This window comes from Brevundimonas sp., assembly GCF_024711105.1.
Taxonomy (GTDB): Bacteria; Pseudomonadota; Alphaproteobacteria; order Caulobacterales; family Caulobacteraceae; genus Brevundimonas.
Map to the genome: position 1 here is coordinate 1 of NZ_JANJTL010000100.1, position 19761 is coordinate 19761.

The window sequence follows — 19761 nt, forward strand, 5'->3', positions numbered from 1 at the left end:
GCGTCAGGAAGTTGGCGGGTATGCCCGACACCGCTGGCGTGTAGGTGATGTCCATCGAGCCGGCCTCGACGATCATGTCATTGTAGTGCGCCTGCGCCTGGCTTTCCGTGGTGGCGATGAAGCGGGTGCCGAGATAGCCGAGGTCCGCGCCCATGGTGATCGCCGCGGCGATGTCGCGGCCCGTCGACAGACAGCCCGACAGGATAATCGTCCCGTCGAAGAAGCTGCGCACCTCATTGACCAGGGCGAAGGGGTTCACGACACCGGCGTGGCCGCCCGCGCCGTTGGCGACGAGGATCAGGCCGTCGACGCCCGCCTGAGCAGCCTTCCTCGCGTGACGGACATTGGCGATGTCGTGGAAAACCACCCCGCCATAACCATGCACCGCATCGACAACGTCGCGCACTGCGCCCAGCGAGGTGATGATCAGCGGCACCTTCTGTTCGACCGAGACCATCATGTCGGACATCAGTCGCGGGTTGGTCGGATGGACGATGTGGTTGACCCCGAACGGCGCGGCGTCGGGGTTCAATCGCTCCTTGATCTCGATCAGCCAGTCCCGATAGCCCTCGGTCGTTCGCTGGTTCAGCGACGGGAAGGTGCCGATCACCCCCGCGTTGCAGGTCTCGACGACGAGATCAGGCCCCGATACCAGGAACATCGGCGCGGCGATGGCCGGGATCTTCAGGCCCTTCTGGAGGGAGGCGGGGATGGCCATGGAACGTCCTGGTCAGGGTTGTCTTTCGCTACGCATAGCCGCCTGACGGAAGGGAAGGCAAACCCCTCTGATGGCGCGCCCGGCAGGACTCGAACCTGCAACCGTCCGCTTAGAAGGCGGATGCTCTATCCGGTTGAGCTACGGGCGCACGGGTCCCGGATAGGGCGTCGCCCGGACATCGGCAAGCCGCTCAACGGCGGAGCGTCGCCAGGCCTTGGTCGAGGTCGGCGATGAGGTCCGCGACCACCTCCAGCCCGACATGCAGTCGCACCAGCGCGCCGCCCAACCGTGGCGGGTCGCTTCGCACCGCCAGCTGCGCGTCCTCATAGGTCGCCAGGCTCTCGAAGCCCCCCCACGAGAAGCCGATCCCGAACAGCCGGAGCGCATCGAGGAAGGCTTCGGCCTGCGGCGCGGTCGCGTCCTTCAGCACCAGGCCCATCAGACCTGAGCCTCCCGAAAAGTCGCGGCGCCACAATTCGTGGTCGGGCGAGGAGGGCAGGGGCGGATAGAAGACCTTCGCAACCTCCAGCTGGCTTTCCAGCCAGGCCGCCACCGCAAGCGCGCTGCGCCCGTGCTCGGCGATGCGGACCGGGAGGGTCCGCAGGCCTCTCAGCATCAACCAGGCGTCATCCGGCGAAACGAACAGCCCCAGGTCCTCGATCGTCGTGGCCACCGCCCGCGCCACGCTGGCCGAGCCGCAGGCGATGGAACCTCCGAACACGTCGGAATGGCCACTCACATATTTGCTCAGCGCCTGCAGGCTGAGGTCGGCGCCATGCGACAGAGGCTTGAAGAGCAATCCCGCGGCCCACGTGTTGTCGACGATCGAGACCAGGCCCCGCTCACGCGCGATCGCACAAAGGGCCGGCACGTCCTGGATCTCGAAGGTCGCCGTCCCGGGCGACTCCATGAACAGCACGCGCGTCTTGTCGGTGATCAGAGCAGCGACATCGTCGGCCGTCGCGCGGGGAGCGTAGTAGCGGGTTGTCACGCCCAGCCGGGACAGGCGCCGGTCCAGGAATCGCCGCGTTGGGCCATAGCAGGCGTCGGTCGCCAGCACCTCGTCCCCTGGCCGGACCATCGCCAGCAGGGCGACGGTGACCGCGGCCAGCCCCGTCGGCGCGAGACTGACCGCGTGAGCGCCCTCCAGACCCGCGAGCGCGCGCCGCAGTTCTTGGTGAACCTCCACCCCATCGATGCCGTAGACCGGCCCCAACGACTCGTCGCGGAGGTCCGCCGCACGGGCGTTGATCAGGGTGGTCGCGCGCGTGACCGACGGGTTCACGGCGCGCCGCCGTTCAGGCCGCGCGGTTGCGCCGGCGATCAGTCGGGTGCGGTCCTGCACTTGACGCGGCCTCGTTCCGGCTGGTTGTTGCATGGGCACTATGCGCGGACCCGGTCGCGCGGCAAGGCTCGTGAGGCGCGATGAGGCGCATCGGCATCAGGATCATCGCGGCGGCGGCTCTGGCCCTGGCCGCGGCCGCCTGCGACGAGCGCGAGACGCCGGCTCAGCCCGCCGAGCCCCTGCCGGTCCAGACGCCCGAGGGAGGCGACGACCTCGGTCGGCCCGCGCCTCGGGAGGCCGGTCCTACCCTGACGGTGATCCGTTCCCGGGGGCGACTGAACTGCGGCGTTCATCCCGGTCTGGTGGGCTTCGCCTACACGGACAACCAGGGGCGCTGGCGGGGCTTCGACGTCGACTTTTGCCGCGCGCTCGCCGCGGCTGTCCTTGGAAATCCCAACGCGGTCCGCTTCGTCCCGGTGGACAACGCCCAACGCCTGCCCGCCCTGGCCGAGGGACGCGTCGACGTCCTGTGGCGCAATACGTCCTGGACCCTGGGCCGCGACGGCTCGGGCTTCGACTTTCCGGGCGTCAACTACTACGACGGCCAGGGCTTCCTCGTCCGGCGCAGCCTGGCGCTGGCCAGCGCGACCGAGCTGAACGGCGCCCGTGTCTGCGTGCAGGGCCGGTCGACCAGTGAGCTCAACCTGGCGGACTTCTTCCGTGCGCGGGGCATTGAGTACACGCCCGTGGTGGTGCGCAGCGAGGCGGAGGCCCGCGAGACCTACATCCGCGAAGGCTGTGACGCCCTGACGGCCGACGTGTCGGCGCTGGCCGCCGCGCGGACCACCTTTTCGGACGCACGGGCCCACGTGATCCTGCCGGAAGTGATCTCGCGCGAGCCGCTCGGGCCCGTCGTGCGCGAGGGCGACGATCAATGGGAGGACATCGTCCGCTGGACGCTGAACGCCCTCATCCTGGCCGAGTCCCTGGGGGTGACCGAGGCGAACCTCGAGGAACTGGCCGAAAGCTCGGCCGATCCGCAGGTGCGCCGGCTGCTCGGAGTCGAGGGCGAGGTCGGTGCGCCGCTGGGCCTCTCGGACGCCTGGGCGCGTCAGGCCATCGCGGCCGGCGGCAACTACGGCGAGATCTTCGATCGTAATCTGGGAAGCGGGTCTATGCTGAACCTCGCCCGCGGCCTGAACGCACTTTGGACGGCCGAGCCGCCTGGGGTGATGTACCCTGCGCCGATTCGATAGGCGCAGACTTGGGGGACGCCATGGACACCGCCACGCCGAAGAAGAAGCGACTGCACCTCTGGATGGGGCTCGGGTTCCTGGTGGGCCTTCTGGGGGGGCTGGCCGTCAATCTCGGCGTCGGGGCTGACACCTATTGGGTCCAGTGGGTGACCTCCAACGTCACCGGCCCGATCGGCCAGATCTTCCTGCGCCTGCTGTTCATGCTGGTGTTGCCGCTGCTGTTCGCGGCCCTGGTGACCGGCGTGGCCGAGATGGGCGACCTCAAGTCGCTCGGCAAGGCGGGCCTGAAGACGCTGCTTTTCACAGTGGTAATCTCCGGCGTCGCGGTCGCGATCGGCCTGGCCCTGGTCAACTACTTCCAGCCCGGCGTGGGTGTGGATCCTGACCTGGCGGCGCGCCTGCTGGCCGAAGGAGAGGCCGGAGCCCGCGGTATCGTCGAAAGCGCGCCGGCCTCGGTCGGCGGCGCCCAGTTCTTCCTCGACCTGATCCCCTCCAACGTCTTTGCGGCGGCGGCGGAGAACCAGATTCTGCCGGTGATGGTCTTCGCCCTGTTCTTCGGCGTCGGCCTGGTGATGGCCAAGGGGCCGGCGTCAGACCAGCTTCAGCGCACGCTCGAGGGACTGCTTGAGGTGATGATGAAGCTCATCAACCTCGTGATTTCGGTCGCCCCGATCGCCATCGCGTGTCTGATGTTCAACCTCGCTGCCCTGTTCGGCTGGGACCTGCTGGCCCGGCTCGGGGCCTATGCGGGCGTCGTCATCCTCGCACTCGCGATCCATTTCTTCATCGTCTATTCTCTCGCCGTCTGGGGTCTGGGCGGGATGAACCCCTTCAAGTTCTTCGCGCGGGTGCAGCCGGCCGTCGTGGTCGCCTTCTCGACGGCCTCGTCAAACGCCACCCTGCCGACGGCACTGCAGGTCGCCGAGCAACGGCTCAAGCTTCCGCGCCGGATCTCCCGCTTCGTGCTGACCGTCGGCGCGACCGCAAACCAGAACGGCACGGCCCTGTTCGAGGGCGTAACGGTGCTGTTCCTCGCCCAGTTCTTCGGTGTCGACCTGACCCTGCAGCAGCAGTTTCTGGTGATGATCGTCTGCATACTCGGCGGGATCGGCACTGCCGGCGTACCGGCCGGCTCCCTGCCGGTCATCGCCATGATCCTGGCCATGGTGGGCGTGCCGCCCGAGGGCATTGGTCTGATCCTCGGCGTGGACCGCTTCCTCGACATGTGCCGCACGACGCTGAACGTGACGGGCGATCTGGTCGCGGCGACCGTCGTGTCGCGGGGCGAGCCTCGCGACGATCCGAGCCCCGTCGCGCCCCTTGTCGAGGAGAAGGCCTAGAGCCGTCCGGTCCGGATGAACTCGGCGGCCGCCTGGCCCATGCGGTCGCCGTGGCGGCCGAAGGCCTGGGCCATCGAGACGTGCGTGGCCTGCCGGTCCTCGACCAGTCGGTAGGGCCGGTCAGCGGCCCTGAGCGCGCGGGCGAAGCCGTAGTTCTGGTCGAAGGCATAGGGCCGACTGGCTGCGAACAGCATCAGCATGGGCGCCGTCGGAGTCCCGGCTGTCACCAGATCGGCGGGCGTGAACGCCTCCATGCGGCCCTCGAACAGCACCTCGAAATAGTCGGCCGTGCGCGAGTGCGCCTGCAGAAAGCGTCGCTGCTGGGTCGCGTCGTAGCAGGCCCCATCGAGCAGGATCACGCCCGCCATGTCGGCCGGCGACAGGCCGTGGGCGCCGAGATAGGTCGGGTCGCAGTTGATCAGGGCGGCGAGGTGCCCGCCGGCCGAATGGCCCATCACAAAGACCCTGTCGGCATCGCCTCCGTGCACGGCGGCGTTGGCCTTGATCCAGGCGACCGCAGCAGCCGCATCCTGCGCCTGGGCGCGGGCCCCGTTCCCCGGCATGGCGCGGTAGTCGGCGCAGATGAACAGCAGCCCCTGCCGCCGCGCGAAACGCGGCATGTCCCACACATCCGTCCGGGCATGGGTGCGCCAGCCGCCGCCCGGCAGGAACATCAGGATCGGCGCCGGCCCGTCGTCGGCGAACGGACCATAGAGGTCCATCTGCTGGCGAGGGTCGGTCCCATAGGCCCGGGTGAGCGGCGGAGTCTGCGCCGCGGCCGGGCCGGCCAAGGCCAGCGCCGTGGCGGCGAGGACGCTCCTGCGGGAAAGGTGAGGCATCAGACGGCGCGGCTCTTGTCTTCCAATCCACAGATCGCCAGTTTCCGCGCCCCATGTCCACGGCCACGCTCAAGCTTCGCGCGCCTGAAGGGTTGGGCGAGCTGCTGAAGCTCGCCTGGCCGGTCGTGCTCGCGCGCCTGGGCATCATGACCATGGGCCTGACCGACGCGATCATCGTCGGGCGCCACTCGGCGGAGGAACTGGCCTTTCACGCGCTCGGCTGGGCGCCGACCTCCGTCCTGCTGACGACGGCCGTGGGGCTCCTCATGGGCGTCCAGGTCATGACGGCGCGCCTGATCGGGGAAGGGCGGCCCCACGCGATCGGCGGTGTCCTCAGGCGCGGGATCGTCTACAGCCTGCAGATCGGCGTGCTCAGCACCCTGATGCTGATCCTGCTCGGTCCCATCGGCCTGCACGCCATGGGGCTCGAACCCGGGCTCGCCGACGGCGCCAGCCAGGCGCTGCTGGTTTTTTCGCTGTCTCTGCCCTTCTACCTGGTCTCGGTCGCGGCGCAGTTCTTCCTCGAAGGGCTGTCACGACCGAAGCCGGGGATGAACGCCATGTGGGTCGCCAATGGCGTGAACCTGGCGTTGAACCTCTGGCTGGTCCCAGGGCTGTCCGGCCTGCCGGTCGAGGGCGCGGTGGCCTCGGCCTGGGCCACCTTCTTCGCGCGCGGCAGCCTGGCCGTGTTCCTTCTGGTCTACATCTGGCGCATGCCCGAGGCGGGGGCCCTGGGCGTCTTCCATCCGCCAAAGGGGGAGGCGGCCGAGGCTCGCGAGCAGCGCAAGGTCGGCTTCGGCGCCGGCGCCTCCTATTTCATCGAGGTCGGCGCTTTCGCCGGCATGACCCTCGTCGCCGGCCTTCTGGGCGCGGCGGCGACGGCGGCCTGGACGGTCGTGCTCAACGTCTCGGCGGTGATCTTCATGCTGCCGTTGGGCCTGGCGGCGGCCACGGGCGTGCTGGTCAGCCGCGCCTATGGCGCGCGCGACCGCCGCGGGGTGGAGCGTTCGGGCTGGCTCGGCCTCGCCGTCGTGGGGGCGGCGGCCCTGGTGATCTGCCTGATTGTGTGGCCGGGCGCGCGGATCATCTCGTCGGCCTACACGAGCGACGCCGCCGTGCTGGCCATGGCGTCGGCGGCTCTGGTGCTCGCCTGCCTGTTCTTCGTCGCCGACGCGCTTCAGGTGGTCGCCGCCCAAGCGCTGCGTTCAGCCGCCGACGTCTGGCTGCCGACGGGCATGCATCTGTTCAGTTACGCCCTCGTGATGCTGCCCCTGGGCTACGTCTTCGCCGTTCCCTTCGGGTGGGGCGTGGACGGCATCGTCTGGGCGGTGATCATCGCCAGCCTCGTGTCCGCGGGCCTGCTCTGCGTAAGGTTCGCCATCGTTTCGCGCCGCGCGATCTGAGCGCAGGGCTTTCTTCACGCTCGTATCGGGCATCTGCAAGTTGTTGATCTTCTTGGGACTGCGTCCGCCGTCGCCGTCGTTCAGGCACGGTGGCCGGGGACGGTTTAGAGTCGGTCCCCTGGTTCTTTGAAATCGTTCGCCAGCATTGTGACCGCCTGGCGGTCGCGCGGACCTGTCGCTCTGTCGCTCTGTCGCTGTGTCGTTGAGCGACAGTCGGCCGGCGATCAGACCCCCAGGATCCAGCCTTCCTCGTCCTCGACCCGGCGCACGACGCCTTCGTCCGCGCCTTTACGAGCCGCGAACAAGACTCCGAGTTCGCCCTTCTCATCGAGGCGCAGCAGGTGCTGAGCCAGGGTGCGGACCTGGGTCGCATCCTTGACCTCGCCCGGCTCCGGCTTCTGCGGCAGGATCGACGGCCAGACCTCGGCCACCACGACGGACAGAGGTTCGACATCGGCGGCGCTCAGCGCCTTCCAGCCCGTCCCGAACGGCCAGACTGCCGCCGAGCTTCCCCAGGCCTCCATCAGCCGACCGACCAGGGCGATGCCCAGCAGCGTCTGGCCGCCGACCGCCCCGGCGCCATGCATCTGCCAGACGCTCTTGGGCCGCTGCTTGCCGACGCAGGCGACTTCCTCGGTCGCCCGAAACTCGGCCGTGCCCTCATAGGCATTGCCCGGCTTGGTCGCCGACAGCCAGGTCTGCACCTGCCGGGCGGGGGCGCCCCAGAAGGGCCGAGCCTCGCCCGTCATCAGCCGGTTCAGCTTGTTGGCGACGGCGAAGCGGTTGTTGGTGTTGTCGGCCTTGTCCTTCACCTCGGCGCTCAGCAGCCGCCACATGGCCGACCAGGGCTGGCCGTCCAGTTTCAGACGCGCCGCCGTTCCCGCCGGATAGCCCAGCGCGAAGTCGAAGCCGATCAGGGCGCGTTCGCCGCGCCGTCGCATGTCACCCACGATCTTCGTCAGCAGGGCCTCGGCCTCGGCGCGCGTGGCCGGGTTGTGCGCCTCGTAGGTCGGGCGGAAGCGAGCGTCGCGGCGCGCCACCCCGATCCAGACGGACTGCTCGCCGGTCTTGCGGCCCTCCGCCGCTGACCAGTCCACGATGATGTACGCGTCGAAGAGGCGGGCCACGGCGGGCTCCTGAACAGAGGCAGCGAAAGGCGAAGCGGCCTTCTAGCCGTCCTCGTCCGCCGATTGAAGCCGGCGGAGCGTCGCGGTGTTCCCTAGTCTTCGTCGTCCTCGGGTTCGGGGGCCGTCGCGACCCTGGGCTGGGGGCGGCGGAGCACCGCTTCGACATGGGCCAGCCACCGTCGGCCCAGCCGTATCCCGTCGGCTGCGTCGCGCAGGGGCGAACCCGGCCCGAACAGCTCCAGCTCGAACTCGGGAAATCGAGGGTCATCGAAGACCAGCCGGAGAGCGACTCGCTCGGCGTCGCCCACAAGGTCATCCAACAGGCGTCGCGGCTCGTCCCGGCGGGTGCGGGCCATCACCCGGCCATCGACGATCAGCTCAGCCCCCTCGATCTCGTGAAACCCGTAGACCAGACCCGCCGAGCCGTTGTTCCAGAGGACGGCCAGCGTCTCGTTGTCGAAGTTCAGGCCCGCCGCGCGGCCCTGCGCCGGGGAGAGAGCCTCGCCCTGCGGCGGTCCGCCCAGCACCCGCTTGAGCGCTCTCTGAAGACGGCGCACGCCCTCGAACCACCAAGAGGCGAAGATCGCCACGAACGTCACCGCGGTCCCGGCCAGCACGATCAGCAGCAGGGTGCGGAAGACCTCGGTCATGGATCCAGCGTCACCAGCACCGGCACGTGGTCGGAAGGCTTGTCCATGTCACGGGCGTCTCGCCAGGTCTCGATGCCTCGGAAGGCGTCGGCGGCCTGGGGCGACAGGAGGTGGAAGTCGATCCGGATGCCGTGGTCCCTCTGCCAGGCCCCGGCCTGGTAATCCCAGAAGGTGAAGGTGCCGTCCGGCTCGCCGCCCAGTTCGTGCGCGTCCGTCAGGCCAAGCCAGGTCAGGGCGCGAAAGGCCGCGCGGCTCTCCGGCTGGAACAGGGCGTCGCCGACCCAGGCCTCGGGCCGTTTGGCGTCCGCGGGTTCAGGGATCACGTTGTAGTCGCCGCAGAGAACCAGGCGCTCCTCCAGCTTCAGCAGCTCCGCCGCGTGCCGCCTGAGACGCTCGAACCAGGCCAGTTTGAAGGCGAACTTCTCGGTCCCGATCGGATTGCCGTTGGGCAGATAGATCGAAGCCACCCGCACCGGCTCCGGCCCCTCGATCACGGCCTCGAGGTAACGCGCATGCTCGTCCGTATCGTCGCCGGGCAGGCCGCGCCGCACGTCCGAGACCGGGAATTTCGAGAGGATCGCCACGCCATTGTAGGACTTCTGGCCGTGGACGAGCACGTTGTAGCCCCGGCTCTCGAACGGCTCGGCCGGGAACTTCTCGTCGACGCACTTGATCTCCTGCAGGCACAGGACGTCCGGCTGGCCCTGGTCGACCCAGGCCAGCACGGTCTCTAGCCGCGCATTGACCGAGTTCACGTTCCAGGTGGCGATCCGCATGGCGACTCCTTGTCGGCGGAGGTTAGCGGGGCCTTCGCGCGGAACAAGCGGCGTCTGGAATCCGCTGCTATAGCGGCGTCATGAGCACGCCGCCGTCGCCCACCGCCGCCGTCTTGATCATCGGCGATGAAATCCTCTCCGGCCGCACGGCGGACACCAACCTGAACACCATCGCCCGCTTCCTGGGCGCGCTCGGGATTGATCTCCTGGAGGCTCGCACCGTCGGCGACCGCAAGGCCCAGGTCATCGACGCTTTGAACGCCCTTCGCTCGGCCCACGACTACGTATTCACCACTGGCGGCATTGGGCCCACCCACGACGACATCACCGCCGACTGCGTGGCTGAGGCCTTCGGCGTGGCTCTGCCGGAACGCCCGGAGGCCTTGTGCATCCTTCAGCGCCGCTATGGCGCCGATTTCAACGCCGCCCGCCGACGCATGGCCCGCATCCCCGAAGGCGGCAGCCTGATCCGCAATCCGCTGACCGATGCTCCGGGCTTCCAGATCGGCAACGTCTTCGTGATGGCGGGCGTCCCGAAGATCATGCAGGCGATGCTCGAGGACGTCGCTCCGCGCCTGCGCACCGGCGCGGTCGTGCACAGCCGGACGATCCGGGTCACCGGCGTGGGGGAGGGGGCGGTCGCCGCCATACTGGAGGGCCTGGCACTGGCCCGGCGGGACCTCTCGTTTGGCAGCTATCCGTTCGGAGCAGGAACGGTCGGCGAGATCGGTACGAACCTGGTGGTCCGAGGTCGAGACGGCGGTGCGGTGTCGACGGCCGTGAACGAACTGCTCGCCGCGCTCGGGGCCGAGGGGATAGCTGCGGTAGCTCCCTGAAATCTCGCTGGACGAACGCCGATATGGAGGCGCAATCTCCGGCACGGAGGGGATTCCATGTCTGAGATGAGCCAGCCGCTCGCGCCCGGTCCGGGCGCCGAGCGCTATGACGCCATGGACGTGCTGAGGGGGTTCGCCCTCTGCGGCATCCTGCTGATGAACATTATAGGCATGGGCACGCCATGGGTGACCAACTTCCCGCCGTTTCCGGCGAGCTGGTCGGACCCCAGCTGGCAGGTCTGGTTCGCCGAGAACGCCCTGTTCGAAGGCACGATGCGCGGCCTGTTCACCCTCCTGTTTGGAGCGGCCGTGATGCTGATCACCCGTCGCGCCGACGAGACCGGTCAGACGATGAGCGCCGCGGACGTCTGGTCCCGACGGTGCCTGGTGCTCTTGGCGCTTGGGCTGGTGAACTTCACGCTCTTGCTGTGGCCAGGGGACATTCTGTGGAACTACGGCTGCGCGGGCCTGGTCCTGTTCGTCTTCCGCAAGGCGCGGCCCTGGAAGCTGGTCGCCATGGCGGTCTCCATCATGGCGCTGCTTTCGGTTCTGGAGGGCTACGCCTACCAGGGGGACATCGAGCCCTATCGAGAAGGTGCGGCCGCCCACGCCGCCCAGGCACGCGGCGAGACCCTGACGGCAGATCAGGCCAGCGCCTTGGAGGCCTACACCGACCATCAGGAATATCTCTCACCTCCCCAAGAACGGATCGACGCGGAGGCCAAGGAGCGGATGGGCTCCTATCCACAGGCGGTGGCGTGGACTTTCGAGGCCTATGCCGACTGGGGCCTGTCTGGCTGGGGCGTCTTCGTGGTCATGGAGTCGGTCGCCTTCATGTTCCTCGGGATGGCCCTGTTCCGATGGCGCGTCATTACCGGCGAGCGATCGCTTGGCTTCTACGCGGTCATGATGCTGGTCGGTTACGCGATCGGGGTGACGGTCAATGTCGCCGAGCACCTCGCGATGTGGCGCGGCGGCTTCTCGCCCGAAGTCTGGTGGCCGAACTTCACCTATGAGGTCTCGCGCCTGCCCACGACGCTCGGCCACCTGGGCCTAATCATGTTGCTTTGGAAGGCGGGGGCCCTGTCGTTCGTCGGAGCCGCCCTGCGCGCCATCGGCAAGCTGGCGCTGACCAACTACCTCGGCCAGTCGCTGATCGCCGCTATCATCTTCTACGGCCTGGGGTGGTGGAACCACCTGAACTGGGCCGAGCTCTGGGCGGTCGCCGCCGTCGTCTGGGTATTCCAGGGGGTCTTCAGCGTACTGTGGCTCAAGGCCTTCGCCATGGGACCCGCGGAGTGGCTGCTCCGGGCGATCGCCTATGGAAAAAGGCCGCCCTTCCGAAGAACGGCGGCCACTGAGGTTCCAGCCTAAGCCTTGGCGTAGCCCTTGCCGCCGTTCGAAGGACGGCGGCGACGCGGACGCCGCTTCAGGCTCGCGCCTTCGCCAGTCTCCGGCTTGGCGACCAGCGGCTGGCGTTCCCTGGCCATGGGATCGAAGGCTGGACGCTCGGCCTGGGGCCGATTGCGTCGCTGACGATGCGGCTGGCCGCGCGCGCCTTCCGGCTTGTCGCCATGCCGGCCGCCGCGGCGCGGGCCGCGCTGCTCGCGCCGTTCGTCCTCGCCCGGAAGGGTCGCCTTCTTGGCCACGCCGGACGCCAGGATCGAGGCGTCCAGCTGGGCCAGCTGCTTGTCGTTGCGGCGGTCCCAGGACGGGATCTTCTGACGGGTGACCTTCTCGATGTCCTTCAGCAACTTCATCTCGTCGGGCGCGACGAAGCTGATGGCCGTGCCGTCCTTGCCGGCGCGCGCGGTGCGGCCGATGCGGTGGACATAGGCCTCGGGCACGAAGGGCAGCTCGAAGTTGACCACGTGGGTCACCTTGTCGACGTCGATCCCGCGCGCGGCGATGTCGGTCGCCACCAGCACGCGCAGCTTGCCGTTCTTGAAGGCCTCCAGCGCCCGCTCGCGCTGAGGCTGGCTTTTGTTGCCGTGGATCGCGCCGGCCTCGACGCCGCCGGCTTCGAGATAGGCCGCGACCTTGTCTGCGCCGTGCTTGGTCTTGGTGAAGACCAGACAGCGAGTGAAGGCCGGGTCGGAGAACAGCTCGGTCAGCAGGGCCCGCTTACGGGCGGCCTCGACGATGATGACGCTTTGCTTGATGCGCTCGACGGTCGTCGCCTGCGGCGTGACCTGGACCTTCAGCGGGTCCTTGAGCAGGTCGCCGGCCAGCTTGCCGATCTCGCCCGGCATGGTGGCCGAGAAGAACAGGTTCTGACGACGCGCCGGCAGGCGGCTGACGATCTGACGGATCGGCTTGATGAAGCCGAGGTCGAGCATCTGGTCCGCCTCGTCGAGGACGAAGATTTCGGTCGAGGACAGGTCCAGGGTCTTCTGCTGGATGTGGTCGAGCAGGCGGCCGGGCGCCGCGACCAGGATGTCGAGGCCCTGCTGGATGGCGCGCTCCTGGGCGCCGTATTTCACGCCGCCGAAGACGACGGCGACCCGCATGCCGAGGCCGGCGCCGTAGATCTTGAACATCTCGCCGATCTGGGTCGCCAGTTCGCGCGTCGGCGACAGGACGAGACAGCGGGTCGTGCGCGGCGTCGGCGCCATGCGATTCTCGGCCAGGCGATGCAGGATGGGCAGGGCGAAGGCCGCGGTCTTGCCGGTGCCCGTCTGGGCGATGCCCAGGAGGTCGCGGCCCTTCATCACGTCGGGGATGGCCTGCGCCTGGATGGGGGTGGGCGTGACATAGCCCTTGGCCGTCAGCGCCTGGAGGAGAGCCTTGTTCAGGCCCAGGGATTCAAAGGTGGTCATGGTTTGCTTTCGCGTGCGGCGACGCGAGCAGCCGTCAAAGGGTGCGCGCCGCCGTCCCCTTGCGCGGGGAAGGATCGGGCGCCGCCCCGCGTGTCGGACGACGAATGAAGCTTGAGGAGCCGGGCGCTTCTACAGACGATCCGTGAGGATCTTCACGCGCTGGAGCGCGCCGGACATCGCGTGTTGCGATGCAACAAGGATGGGCGCCGGATGTGGCGAAGTCAAGGCTGAGCCTTACTTCTTCCGGAACTGGTCGAGCGAGACGACCTTGGGGCCGTCGTCGGTCGGCGTGTCGTCGTCCTCTGGTCCGATCGCCTCGGGCTCATCATCGACCTCGACGGGCGCCATCTGCGGCGGCTCGAACTGGAGCACGAACTGCACGCTGGGGTCGTAGAAGCGGGTGACGGCGACGTAGGGCACCACCAGCTTTTTGGGCTGGCCGCCGAACTGGAGCACGACCGTGAAGCGTTCGGCCTCCGGCATCAGGTCCCAGTACTGGTGCTGGATCACGACCGTGATCTCGTCGGGATACTTGGCCGACAGGTCGGCGGGAATGGAGACGCCTTCGGCCCGGGTCTTGAAGGTGATGTAGAAATGGTGTGCTCCCGGGAGGCCGTCGGGGGTGGCGGCGCGTTCCAGCGCGGCCCGGATGACGCCTCTCAGCGCCGCCTGGGTGAGCACGTCGTAACGCATCTCGTCGGTGGGGAAGCCCTCGCCGGTCATGCTCGCCTCGTTCCGGAAGCGGCGAAAATAGCCGGACGCCAGCGAAGGCGAAAGCGGGAAGGCGACAGTTATGGGGAAGAAAGTCCCCGGCTTCTGTTGCCAGGCGCCGGGGGGGCCCCGCCTAGGGATCTGAACCCCTAGGGCTTAGGTGAGAAACACCGGGTCGCTTACGCGGCCAGGCGAACTTCTCCAGCGAAGTTATCGTTCGCAGTTAGAAAATGGCCCGAAACGGTGGTGCCATGCCGAGAGAAAGCAGTCGCCTTTACACGTCTGTCGATGCTGATCGGCCCCATGCATCCCGTCGATACCCGGGAAGGATTGGTGGAGCCGCCGGGAATCGCACCCGGGTCCAGTCCGCTTATTACGCGCGCGTTTATCTCCATAGTCCGGGCGAACCCGGACACGGACAATATAGGCGCGATCAGGCGTGTTTTGAAGGGGTCAGCCGCCCATGGCTTCGCCGGGGCCGCGGCCCTGGCCGGTTTGGAAGCGGTCGTCGCGCAGGGCGTCGCGCGAGGTTTCGCTGAGGTGTTCCCACTGGCGACGGGTCTGGCAGATGCGTTGCGGGCGATTGGAGCCGACCACGTGTTCGCGGCGGCAGATGACCTCGTTCTGGCGGGCCTCTTCTTCCGCGGCGCGGCGTTCCTCTGCGGTGAGGACCCGCTCGCCCTGGACGTCGACGCCGGTAAGTGGGGTGGGGTCCTGAACGGCGGCAAGCGTCAGGACAGCGGTGAGGGCGACGAACATCTAGGAACTCCGAAAGGGTCAGCAGGAATGTATGACGCGGGTCGATGAGGCTGGCAACGTCGCGATCATGAATGCGGCGTAATGTCCGGACCTTACGCGGATCGCGGCCAGTGCGCGGCTTGATTGCGGAACCAGGTCAGCTGGCGCTTGGCGAGCTGGCGGGTGGCGGTCTTCATCGCGGCCAGGGCTTCCTCGAGCGGCGTCTCGCCACGGAGGTGCCCGGCCAGTTCCCGGACCCCCGCCGCCTTCATAGCGGGAAGGCTGGGATTGAGGTCCCGCGCCATGAGGGCCGCGACCTCGTCCAGCGCTCCCGCCTCCAACATCGCCTCGGCCCGCGCGTCGCACCGGGCGTACAGAGCGTCTCGATCCATATCGACGACAATAGCCTCGTAGGCGCCGGGCCGGAGCAACGGCTTGGTCCGGCTCCGCCAGTGGCTGAGCGGCTTGCCGGTGGCCAACGCCACGCCCAGCGCCCGGATCAGCCGCTGCCGGTCGCCCGGCGTGATGCGGGCGGCGGCCTGCGGATCGGCCTTGGCGACCAGGACCCGGAAGCTGTCCTCCCCGATGCGGTCATAGGCCTCCGAGATCTCGGCCCGCAACGCGTCTGGCACGGGCGGAATGTCGGCCAGCCCCTTGGTGAGGGCGTTGAAATAGAGGCCGGTGCCGCCGACGAGGATCACCGGACGCTGCTCTTCGGTCAGGACACGCTCGACGCGCCGAAGCCAGCGTCCCACCGACCAGGAGTCTTCAGGATCGGCGATCTCATAGAGCAGGTGCGGCGCCCGCCGAGTGTCGGCCTCGGTCGGCGCGGCGGTAAGGACGGCCAGGCCCTTGTAAAGCTGCTGGGAGTCGGCGTTGACGATGACGGCGCCGGTTCGTTCCGCCAGATCCAGCGCCAAGGCGGACTTGCCCGAGGCGGTGGCGCCCCCGATCAGGGTGATGGACGGCGCGGCGATCTCAGTGCTCCCCATTGGCCAATGCCTTCGTCGGCGGATATGACGGCGCGCCCCGACTGGCAAGGAGACCGCACGCCTTGGGCGAACCGGCCGACAAGAATATCGCACTTGAGGCTCTGAACGAGATCAAGGACCCCCGCTCCGGCCGCGGTCTGGCTGACGCCGGCGAGGTGAAGGGGCTGATCGTCTCCGGAGGCAAGGCGGGCTTCATGCTCGAGGTCCCGGGCGACGCTGTCGCCACCTATGGCCCGGTGCGCGAGGCGGCGGAGGCCGCCCTGCGCGCGCTCCCAGGCATCGAGACGGTGAGGGTGGTGCTGACGGCGGAGACGGCGAAGCCTCAGCGGGGCGCCCGCCTGTCGTCCGAGGCGATGGATCAGGGCCGGCCCAAGGCCCCCGTCCCCACTGACCGGCCGGAGCACGTCAGGGCGGTCCTGGCGGTGGCCAGCGGCAAGGGCGGAGTCGGCAAGTCTACCGTCGCCGTAAACCTGGCTTGCGCCTTTTCGGCCCAGGGTCTGAGGGTCGGGCTGCTGGACGCCGACGTCTATGGACCGTCTGCGCCTCTGATGATGGGCCTGTCCGAGGCCCCGAGGCACGAGGACGGGCGGCTGGTTCCGCTCGAGGCCTGGGGGGTCAAGGTGATGTCGGTCGGCTTCCTGGTCGGGGCCGATCAGGCGCTGATCTGGCGCGGGCCCATGGCCAGCCAGGCCTTGACCCAGATGCTGACCCAGACGCGTTGGGGGACCGACGCGGAGCCGCTTGACGTGCTGGTCGTCGACCTGCCGCCAGGCACGGGCGATGTTCAACTGACCCTCGTCCAGAAGACGCCGATCGACGGCGTTGTGATCGTCTCGACCCCGCAGGAGGCCGCGCTGGCCGATGCGCGCCGGGCCCACGCCATGTTCGGCAAAACGGGAACGCCGGTGTGGGGGCTCATCGAGAACATGGCTGGGGATGTCTTCGGCCGAGGTGGGGCGCAGGCGGAGGCCGAGCGGCTGGGGGCGCCCTTCCTGGGAGAACTGCCGCTCAATCCCGCCATACGCCAGGGCGGTGACGCCGGCCGACCGGTCGCAGCAGAGCGGGAAACAGCCTCTGCCCACGCGTTCGATTCCATCGCTCGGACGCTGGCGGTGCGACTGGCCGGCTGAATGGCAGTCTCGAAAACGACTGCAACTGCCAACTTGTGCAAGTTTCTCCTCTGCCGATTCCGACACGAGGGGGCAGTGTAAGGCCGCCCGCAACACTGCGGCCTTGTTCTCTCACGCAGGCTGCTATCTGCCTGTCTTTGAATGGATCTACGAGAGTCGAAGCGAGCGCTCAGACCGGCTCGACCACCACGGCCGTACCGTAGGCGAGCACTTCAGTGATGCCGTCCATGATCTCGTTGGCGTCGTATCGCATGGCGATGATGGCGTTGGCCCCGGCGGCGCGGGCGTGCTCGATCAGCTCGTCATAGGCCTCGGCCCTCGCGCTCTCGGCCAGCTTGACGTAGGCGTCGACCTTGCCGCCGAAAACGGACTGGATCCCGCCGAGCACATCGGCCAGGGCGTTTCTCGATCGCACGGTGATACCCCGCTGGACGCCGAGGACCCGGACGATCCGGTGCCCCGGCAGGTCGTTGGCGGTCGTGACGATCATGATGCGGCTCCTCTAGCGTCGCTCCAGAACCCGGTAGATGAAGGCGTGATCGTCCTTCTCGCCCGGCTCGATCCGTTCGGATGATACCTCGGTCCATTCATCTTCGTCGAACGGCGGGAAATGGATGTCGCCCTCCGGCTCGGCCTGGACTTCAGAGAGATAGAGACGCTTCGCGCGCGGCAGCGCCAGGGCGAAAATGCCGGCGCCGCCGATCACGCAGACCTCGTTGACGCCGTCCTCGCGCGCCGTCTCCCACCCGATCCGAACGGCCTCTTCGAAGGTCGGGCAGACCAGCGCCCCCTTGGCCGCGAAGTCCGGATTCCGCGACACGACCAGATTCAGGCGGCCGGGCAGGGGTCGCAACTGCAAGCTGTCCCAGGTCTTGCGGCCCATCAGGCAGGGCTTGCCGATGGTATTGGCCTTGAACTTCTGCAGGTCCGAACGGAGGTGCCAGGGCAGCCGGCCGTCGCGGCCGATCACGCCGTTGCGGGCCCGGGCGACGACGATCGACAGGAATACCGACAAGCGAACCTCAGGGTGACAGGCGGCGGCGCGAACCGCCGCCCGTGCTGGTTAGTCCTGAGGGTCGAGCAGTTTCAAGCGGAACAGCATGGCGCCCGCGATGGCCCCGGCCGCCGGGGCGACGATGAACAGCCAGAGCTGGCTCAGCGCCTCTCCGCCGGCGAGCAGCGCCGGGCCGAAGCTGCGGGCCGGATTGACCGAGACGCCGGTCACCTGGATGCCGACGATGTGGATGACCGCCAGGGTGATGCCGATCGCGACGCCCGCGAACGGGCCGTGGCCCTTGTCGCCGCTGACCCCAAGGATGACGACCACGAAGATCGCCGTCATGACGAACTCGAAGATGAGCGCCGCCATCATCGGATATTCTCCGAGATAACTGGGACCCCAGCCGTTCTGTCCGAGATTCGCCGTGCCCGTCTGGGCGATGGTGGAGAGCAGCGCGGAGCCGGCCACGGCGCCGAGGAATTGAGCGATCCAGTAGGTGACCATGTCCTTGGCGGACATGCGTCCTGCGACGAAGGCGGCCAGGCTGACGGCCGGGTTCACGTGGCACCCCGAGACGGGGCCGATCCCATAAGCCATGGCGACGATGGCGAAGCCGAAGGCCAGCGACACCGCCAGCTGATCGAAGGGCGCCGGGCCCAGCACGGCCGCCCCGCAGCCGAACAGGACCAGCACCAATGTGCCGAAGAACTCGGCGGACATACGCTTGACCATGACATCCTCCCCAATGTCGTGAGTCCAAGAGCGGACACTGGGACGGTGGGGCGAGTCTTATGGTGACGCTAGTTCGAAGAACGCGGGTTTCTTAGCATTCCAGCCAGCGCAGCCATTTGTTGCGCATGGCCGCCTCTATATCGACGCCCGCGCGGTCGCAGTAGATCAGCAGCATGCCCAGCACGTCGGCGGCCTCATCGGCCAGCTTGGCGGCGTCCGGCTCACCGCGCGCGCGGCCAGACAGGCGCAGGTGCTCGGCGGTCAGCTCGCCGAGCTCTTCCTGGAGCTTGAGCAGGGCCCAGTCGCGGTCGCGCTCGATGCCGTGCTCGCGCGCATAGATGTCGGAGATGCGCAGGACGTCGTCCTGCAAGGCTTTGAGATCAAGCGCCATCAGACGGCGACCGGCGCCTTGATGTGCGGCCAGGGCTCGTAGCCCTCGAGGACGAAGTCGGAGAGCTGGTAGGCGAACAGGTCGTCGCGGGGGGCGATGGTCATGGTCGGGAGCGGCAGGGGCTCGCGGCTCAGCTGTAGCTCGGCTTGTTCGATGTGGTTCAGATAGAGGTGGGCGTCGCCGAAGGTGTGGACAAACTCGCCCGGCTCCAGACCCACGACCTGGGCCATCATCAGGGTCAGGAGCGCATAGGAGGCGATGTTGAAGGGGACGCCGAGGAAGACGTCGGCCGAGCGCTGGTAGAGCTGGCAGCTCAGCTTGCCGTCGGCGACGAAGAACTGGAACAGGCAGTGGCAGGGCGGCAGGGCCATGTCGTCCACATCGGCCGGGTTCCACGCGGAGACGATGTGGCGGCGGCCGTTCGGGTTGGTCTTCAGGCCGTGGATCAGCTTTTCGATCTGGTCGATGACCCGGCCGTCTGGCGCGGCCCAGGAGCGCCACTGCTTGCCATAGACAGGGCCCAGTTCGCCCTCGGCGTCGGCCCACTCGTCCCAGATGCTGACGCCGTTGTCCTTCAGCCAGCCGATGTTGGTCTCGCCGCGCAGGAACCACAGCAGCTCCACGATGATCGAGCGCAGGTGCAACTTCTTGGTGGTCAGGACCGGAAAGCCCTTCGACAGGTCGAAGCGCATCTGGCGGCCGAAGACGCCCAGCGTGCCCGTCCCCGTGCGGTCGTCGCGCCGCGCGCCGTTGTCGAGGATGTCGCGCAGCAGGTTGAGATACTGCCACTCCGGATGGTCGGCCGCGACGGCTCCGGTGCGGGCCTGAAGATCGGTCAGGGCGGCGACGGCGTTCATGGGCGCCAGTTGGCGCTGATTCGCGGTGTCTGCGAATCACCGGTCAGTGACGTTCCTGTGGATCAGCCGCGAAAGCCGTCCTCTTCCAGGAAGGCCTGCTCCTCGGACGTGGTCTCGCGGCCGAGCACGTCGTTGCGATGAGGGAAGCGGCCGAAGCGCTC

General features: G+C 68.1%; 22 protein-coding genes, 1 tRNA gene and 1 other RNA gene. 6 read left to right on the forward strand and 18 right to left on the reverse strand.

Going from position 1 to position 19761, the window contains the following annotated elements:
- The 3 genes from Q0M60_RS07535 to metC form a co-directional block, all read right to left on the reverse strand.
- The coding region (locus Q0M60_RS07535) for a nitronate monooxygenase (RefSeq protein WP_296817901.1) at nucleotides 1-718 on the reverse strand (718 nt) is incomplete at its 3' end.
- 71 nt (nucleotides 719-789) lie between these two features.
- Nucleotides 790-866 (reverse strand) — tRNA-Arg (locus tag Q0M60_RS07540).
- A 42-nt stretch (nucleotides 867-908) separates the two neighbouring features.
- Nucleotides 909-2063, reverse strand: coding sequence for a cystathionine beta-lyase (gene metC, locus Q0M60_RS07545; protein ID WP_296817903.1), 1155 nt, complete (start codon nucleotides 2061-2063; stop codon nucleotides 909-911).
- 80 nt (nucleotides 2064-2143) lie between these two features.
- On the opposite strand from metC, the gene Q0M60_RS07550 reads away from it, so the two are divergent.
- Both Q0M60_RS07550 and Q0M60_RS07555 read left to right on the forward strand, forming a co-directional pair.
- Complete coding sequence (locus Q0M60_RS07550; RefSeq protein ID WP_296817905.1) at nucleotides 2144-3259, forward strand: amino acid ABC transporter substrate-binding protein; 1116 nt, start codon at nucleotides 2144-2146, stop codon at nucleotides 3257-3259.
- Nucleotides 3260-3279: 20 nt separating this feature from the next.
- Nucleotides 3280-4599: a dicarboxylate/amino acid:cation symporter gene (locus tag Q0M60_RS07555; protein ID WP_296817907.1), complete on the forward strand. Its 1320-nt coding sequence runs from the start codon at nucleotides 3280-3282 to the stop codon at nucleotides 4597-4599.
- Here the strand turns inward: Q0M60_RS07555 and Q0M60_RS07560 are convergent.
- The gene (locus Q0M60_RS07560) at nucleotides 4596-5438 is read right to left on the reverse strand and encodes an alpha/beta hydrolase (RefSeq protein WP_296817909.1); all 843 of its coding nucleotides are present in this window, start codon (nucleotides 5436-5438) and stop codon (nucleotides 4596-4598) included. The two genes, Q0M60_RS07555 and Q0M60_RS07560, sit on opposite strands and share 4 nt — an antisense overlap.
- Nucleotides 5439-5491: 53 nt before the next feature.
- Between Q0M60_RS07560 and Q0M60_RS07565 the strand changes: the two genes are divergently transcribed.
- Nucleotides 5492-6841, forward strand: coding sequence for an MATE family efflux transporter (locus tag Q0M60_RS07565; protein WP_296817910.1), 1350 nt, complete (start codon nucleotides 5492-5494; stop codon nucleotides 6839-6841).
- Nucleotides 6842-7065: 224 nt separating this feature from the next.
- Here Q0M60_RS07565 and Q0M60_RS07570 read toward each other — a convergent pair whose 3' ends face one another.
- The 3 genes from Q0M60_RS07570 to xth form a co-directional block, all read right to left on the reverse strand.
- Nucleotides 7066-7968 (reverse strand): cobalamin biosynthesis protein CbiG, encoded by a 903-nt coding sequence (locus tag Q0M60_RS07570; protein WP_296817912.1) that lies wholly within the window; start codon nucleotides 7966-7968, stop codon nucleotides 7066-7068.
- Between the two features lie 92 nt (nucleotides 7969-8060).
- The gene (locus Q0M60_RS07575) at nucleotides 8061-8618 is read right to left on the reverse strand and encodes a hypothetical protein (protein WP_296817914.1); all 558 of its coding nucleotides are present in this window, start codon (nucleotides 8616-8618) and stop codon (nucleotides 8061-8063) included.
- Nucleotides 8615-9394 (reverse strand): exodeoxyribonuclease III, encoded by a 780-nt coding sequence (gene xth / locus Q0M60_RS07580; protein WP_296817916.1) that lies wholly within the window; start codon nucleotides 9392-9394, stop codon nucleotides 8615-8617. Before xth ends, Q0M60_RS07575 begins: the two co-directional genes overlap by 4 nt.
- A gap of 80 nt (nucleotides 9395-9474) precedes the next feature.
- Between xth and Q0M60_RS07585 the strand changes: the two genes are divergently transcribed.
- Both Q0M60_RS07585 and Q0M60_RS07590 read left to right on the forward strand, forming a co-directional pair.
- A complete protein-coding gene (locus Q0M60_RS07585; protein ID WP_296817918.1) occupies nucleotides 9475-10230 on the forward strand; it encodes a molybdopterin-binding protein in 756 nt (251 codons plus the stop codon).
- 57 nt (nucleotides 10231-10287) lie between these two features.
- A complete protein-coding gene (locus Q0M60_RS07590) occupies nucleotides 10288-11604 on the forward strand; it encodes a DUF418 domain-containing protein (RefSeq protein ID WP_296817920.1) in 1317 nt (438 codons plus the stop codon).
- Here Q0M60_RS07590 and Q0M60_RS07595 read toward each other — a convergent pair.
- The 5 genes from Q0M60_RS07595 to miaA form a co-directional block, all read right to left on the reverse strand.
- Nucleotides 11601-13049, reverse strand: coding sequence for a DEAD/DEAH box helicase (locus Q0M60_RS07595; protein WP_296817922.1), 1449 nt, complete (start codon nucleotides 13047-13049; stop codon nucleotides 11601-11603). The genes Q0M60_RS07590 and Q0M60_RS07595 overlap by 4 nt on opposite strands.
- A gap of 234 nt (nucleotides 13050-13283) precedes the next feature.
- Nucleotides 13284-13772 (reverse strand): ClpXP protease specificity-enhancing factor SspB, encoded by a 489-nt coding sequence (locus Q0M60_RS07600; RefSeq protein WP_296817924.1) that lies wholly within the window; start codon nucleotides 13770-13772, stop codon nucleotides 13284-13286.
- An 81-nt stretch (nucleotides 13773-13853) separates the two neighbouring features.
- Nucleotides 13854-14213: a transfer-messenger RNA gene (gene ssrA / locus Q0M60_RS07605) on the reverse strand.
- Entirely contained in the window at nucleotides 14214-14519 is a 306-nt protein-coding gene (locus Q0M60_RS07610) for a hypothetical protein (RefSeq protein ID WP_296817926.1), read from the reverse strand. It abuts the tmRNA gene before it with no gap.
- Between the two features lie 92 nt (nucleotides 14520-14611).
- Entirely contained in the window at nucleotides 14612-15490 is an 879-nt protein-coding gene (miaA, locus tag Q0M60_RS07615; protein ID WP_296817928.1) for a tRNA (adenosine(37)-N6)-dimethylallyltransferase MiaA, read from the reverse strand.
- Nucleotides 15491-15552: 62 nt separating this feature from the next.
- Between miaA and Q0M60_RS07620 the strand changes: the two genes are divergently transcribed.
- Entirely contained in the window at nucleotides 15553-16620 is a 1068-nt protein-coding gene (locus tag Q0M60_RS07620) for an Mrp/NBP35 family ATP-binding protein (RefSeq protein ID WP_296817929.1), read from the forward strand.
- Nucleotides 16621-16789: 169 nt separating this feature from the next.
- Here Q0M60_RS07620 and Q0M60_RS07625 read toward each other — a convergent pair whose 3' ends face one another.
- From Q0M60_RS07625 to Q0M60_RS07650, 6 genes are all read right to left on the reverse strand, one after another.
- On the reverse strand, nucleotides 16790-17110 hold the full coding sequence (locus tag Q0M60_RS07625; RefSeq protein WP_296817931.1) for a YbjQ family protein: 321 nt from the start codon (nucleotides 17108-17110) through the stop codon (nucleotides 16790-16792).
- 12 nt (nucleotides 17111-17122) lie between these two features.
- Nucleotides 17123-17635: a dihydrofolate reductase gene (locus Q0M60_RS07630; RefSeq protein ID WP_296817933.1), complete on the reverse strand. Its 513-nt coding sequence runs from the start codon at nucleotides 17633-17635 to the stop codon at nucleotides 17123-17125.
- Nucleotides 17636-17683: 48 nt separating this feature from the next.
- Nucleotides 17684-18352 carry an aquaporin gene (locus tag Q0M60_RS07635; protein ID WP_296817935.1) on the reverse strand — a complete coding sequence of 223 codons (669 nt, stop codon included), beginning with the start codon at nucleotides 18350-18352 and terminating at the stop codon, nucleotides 17684-17686.
- 91 nt (nucleotides 18353-18443) lie between these two features.
- Nucleotides 18444-18743 (reverse strand): phosphoribosyl-ATP pyrophosphohydrolase, encoded by a 300-nt coding sequence (locus tag Q0M60_RS07640; protein ID WP_296817937.1) that lies wholly within the window; start codon nucleotides 18741-18743, stop codon nucleotides 18444-18446.
- Nucleotides 18743-19600 (reverse strand): thymidylate synthase, encoded by an 858-nt coding sequence (locus Q0M60_RS07645; RefSeq protein ID WP_296817939.1) that lies wholly within the window; start codon nucleotides 19598-19600, stop codon nucleotides 18743-18745. Before Q0M60_RS07645 ends, Q0M60_RS07640 begins: the two co-directional genes overlap by 1 nt.
- A 62-nt stretch (nucleotides 19601-19662) precedes the next feature.
- On the reverse strand, nucleotides 19663-19761 hold a 99-nt coding region (locus Q0M60_RS07650), incomplete at its 5' end, for a DUF924 family protein (RefSeq protein WP_296817940.1).

Bases quoted from the DNA above. Each gene is read 5' to 3' on its own strand.
- Q0M60_RS07625 (WP_296817931.1), bottom strand. From the start codon at position 17,110: ATGATCGTCACGACCGCCAACGACCTGCCGGGGCACCGGATCGTCCGG.
- Q0M60_RS07560 (WP_296817909.1), bottom strand. From the start codon at position 5,438: ATGCCTCACCTTTCCCGCAGGAGCGTCCTCGCCGCCACGGCGCTGGCC.
- Q0M60_RS07590 (WP_296817920.1), top strand. From the start codon at position 10,288: ATGTCTGAGATGAGCCAGCCGCTCGCGCCCGGTCCGGGCGCCGAGCGC.
- Q0M60_RS07640 (WP_296817937.1), bottom strand. From the start codon at position 18,743: ATGGCGCTTGATCTCAAAGCCTTGCAGGACGACGTCCTGCGCATCTCC.
- Q0M60_RS07610 (WP_296817926.1), bottom strand. From the start codon at position 14,519: ATGTTCGTCGCCCTCACCGCTGTCCTGACGCTTGCCGCCGTTCAGGAC.
- Q0M60_RS07585 (WP_296817918.1), top strand. From the start codon at position 9,475: ATGAGCACGCCGCCGTCGCCCACCGCCGCCGTCTTGATCATCGGCGAT.
- Q0M60_RS07635 (WP_296817935.1), bottom strand. From the start codon at position 18,352: ATGGTCAAGCGTATGTCCGCCGAGTTCTTCGGCACATTGGTGCTGGTC.
- Q0M60_RS07600 (WP_296817924.1), bottom strand. From the start codon at position 13,772: ATGACCGGCGAGGGCTTCCCCACCGACGAGATGCGTTACGACGTGCTC.
- Q0M60_RS07550 (WP_296817905.1), top strand. From the start codon at position 2,144: ATGAGGCGCATCGGCATCAGGATCATCGCGGCGGCGGCTCTGGCCCTG.
- Q0M60_RS07595 (WP_296817922.1), bottom strand. From the start codon at position 13,049: ATGACCACCTTTGAATCCCTGGGCCTGAACAAGGCTCTCCTCCAGGCG.
- Q0M60_RS07645 (WP_296817939.1), bottom strand. From the start codon at position 19,600: ATGAACGCCGTCGCCGCCCTGACCGATCTTCAGGCCCGCACCGGAGCC.
- Q0M60_RS07555 (WP_296817907.1), top strand. From the start codon at position 3,280: ATGGACACCGCCACGCCGAAGAAGAAGCGACTGCACCTCTGGATGGGG.
- miaA (WP_296817928.1), bottom strand. From the start codon at position 15,490: ATGGGGAGCACTGAGATCGCCGCGCCGTCCATCACCCTGATCGGGGGC.
- Q0M60_RS07565 (WP_296817910.1), top strand. From the start codon at position 5,492: ATGTCCACGGCCACGCTCAAGCTTCGCGCGCCTGAAGGGTTGGGCGAG.
- xth (WP_296817916.1), bottom strand. From the start codon at position 9,394: ATGCGGATCGCCACCTGGAACGTGAACTCGGTCAATGCGCGGCTAGAG.
- Q0M60_RS07575 (WP_296817914.1), bottom strand. From the start codon at position 8,618: ATGACCGAGGTCTTCCGCACCCTGCTGCTGATCGTGCTGGCCGGGACC.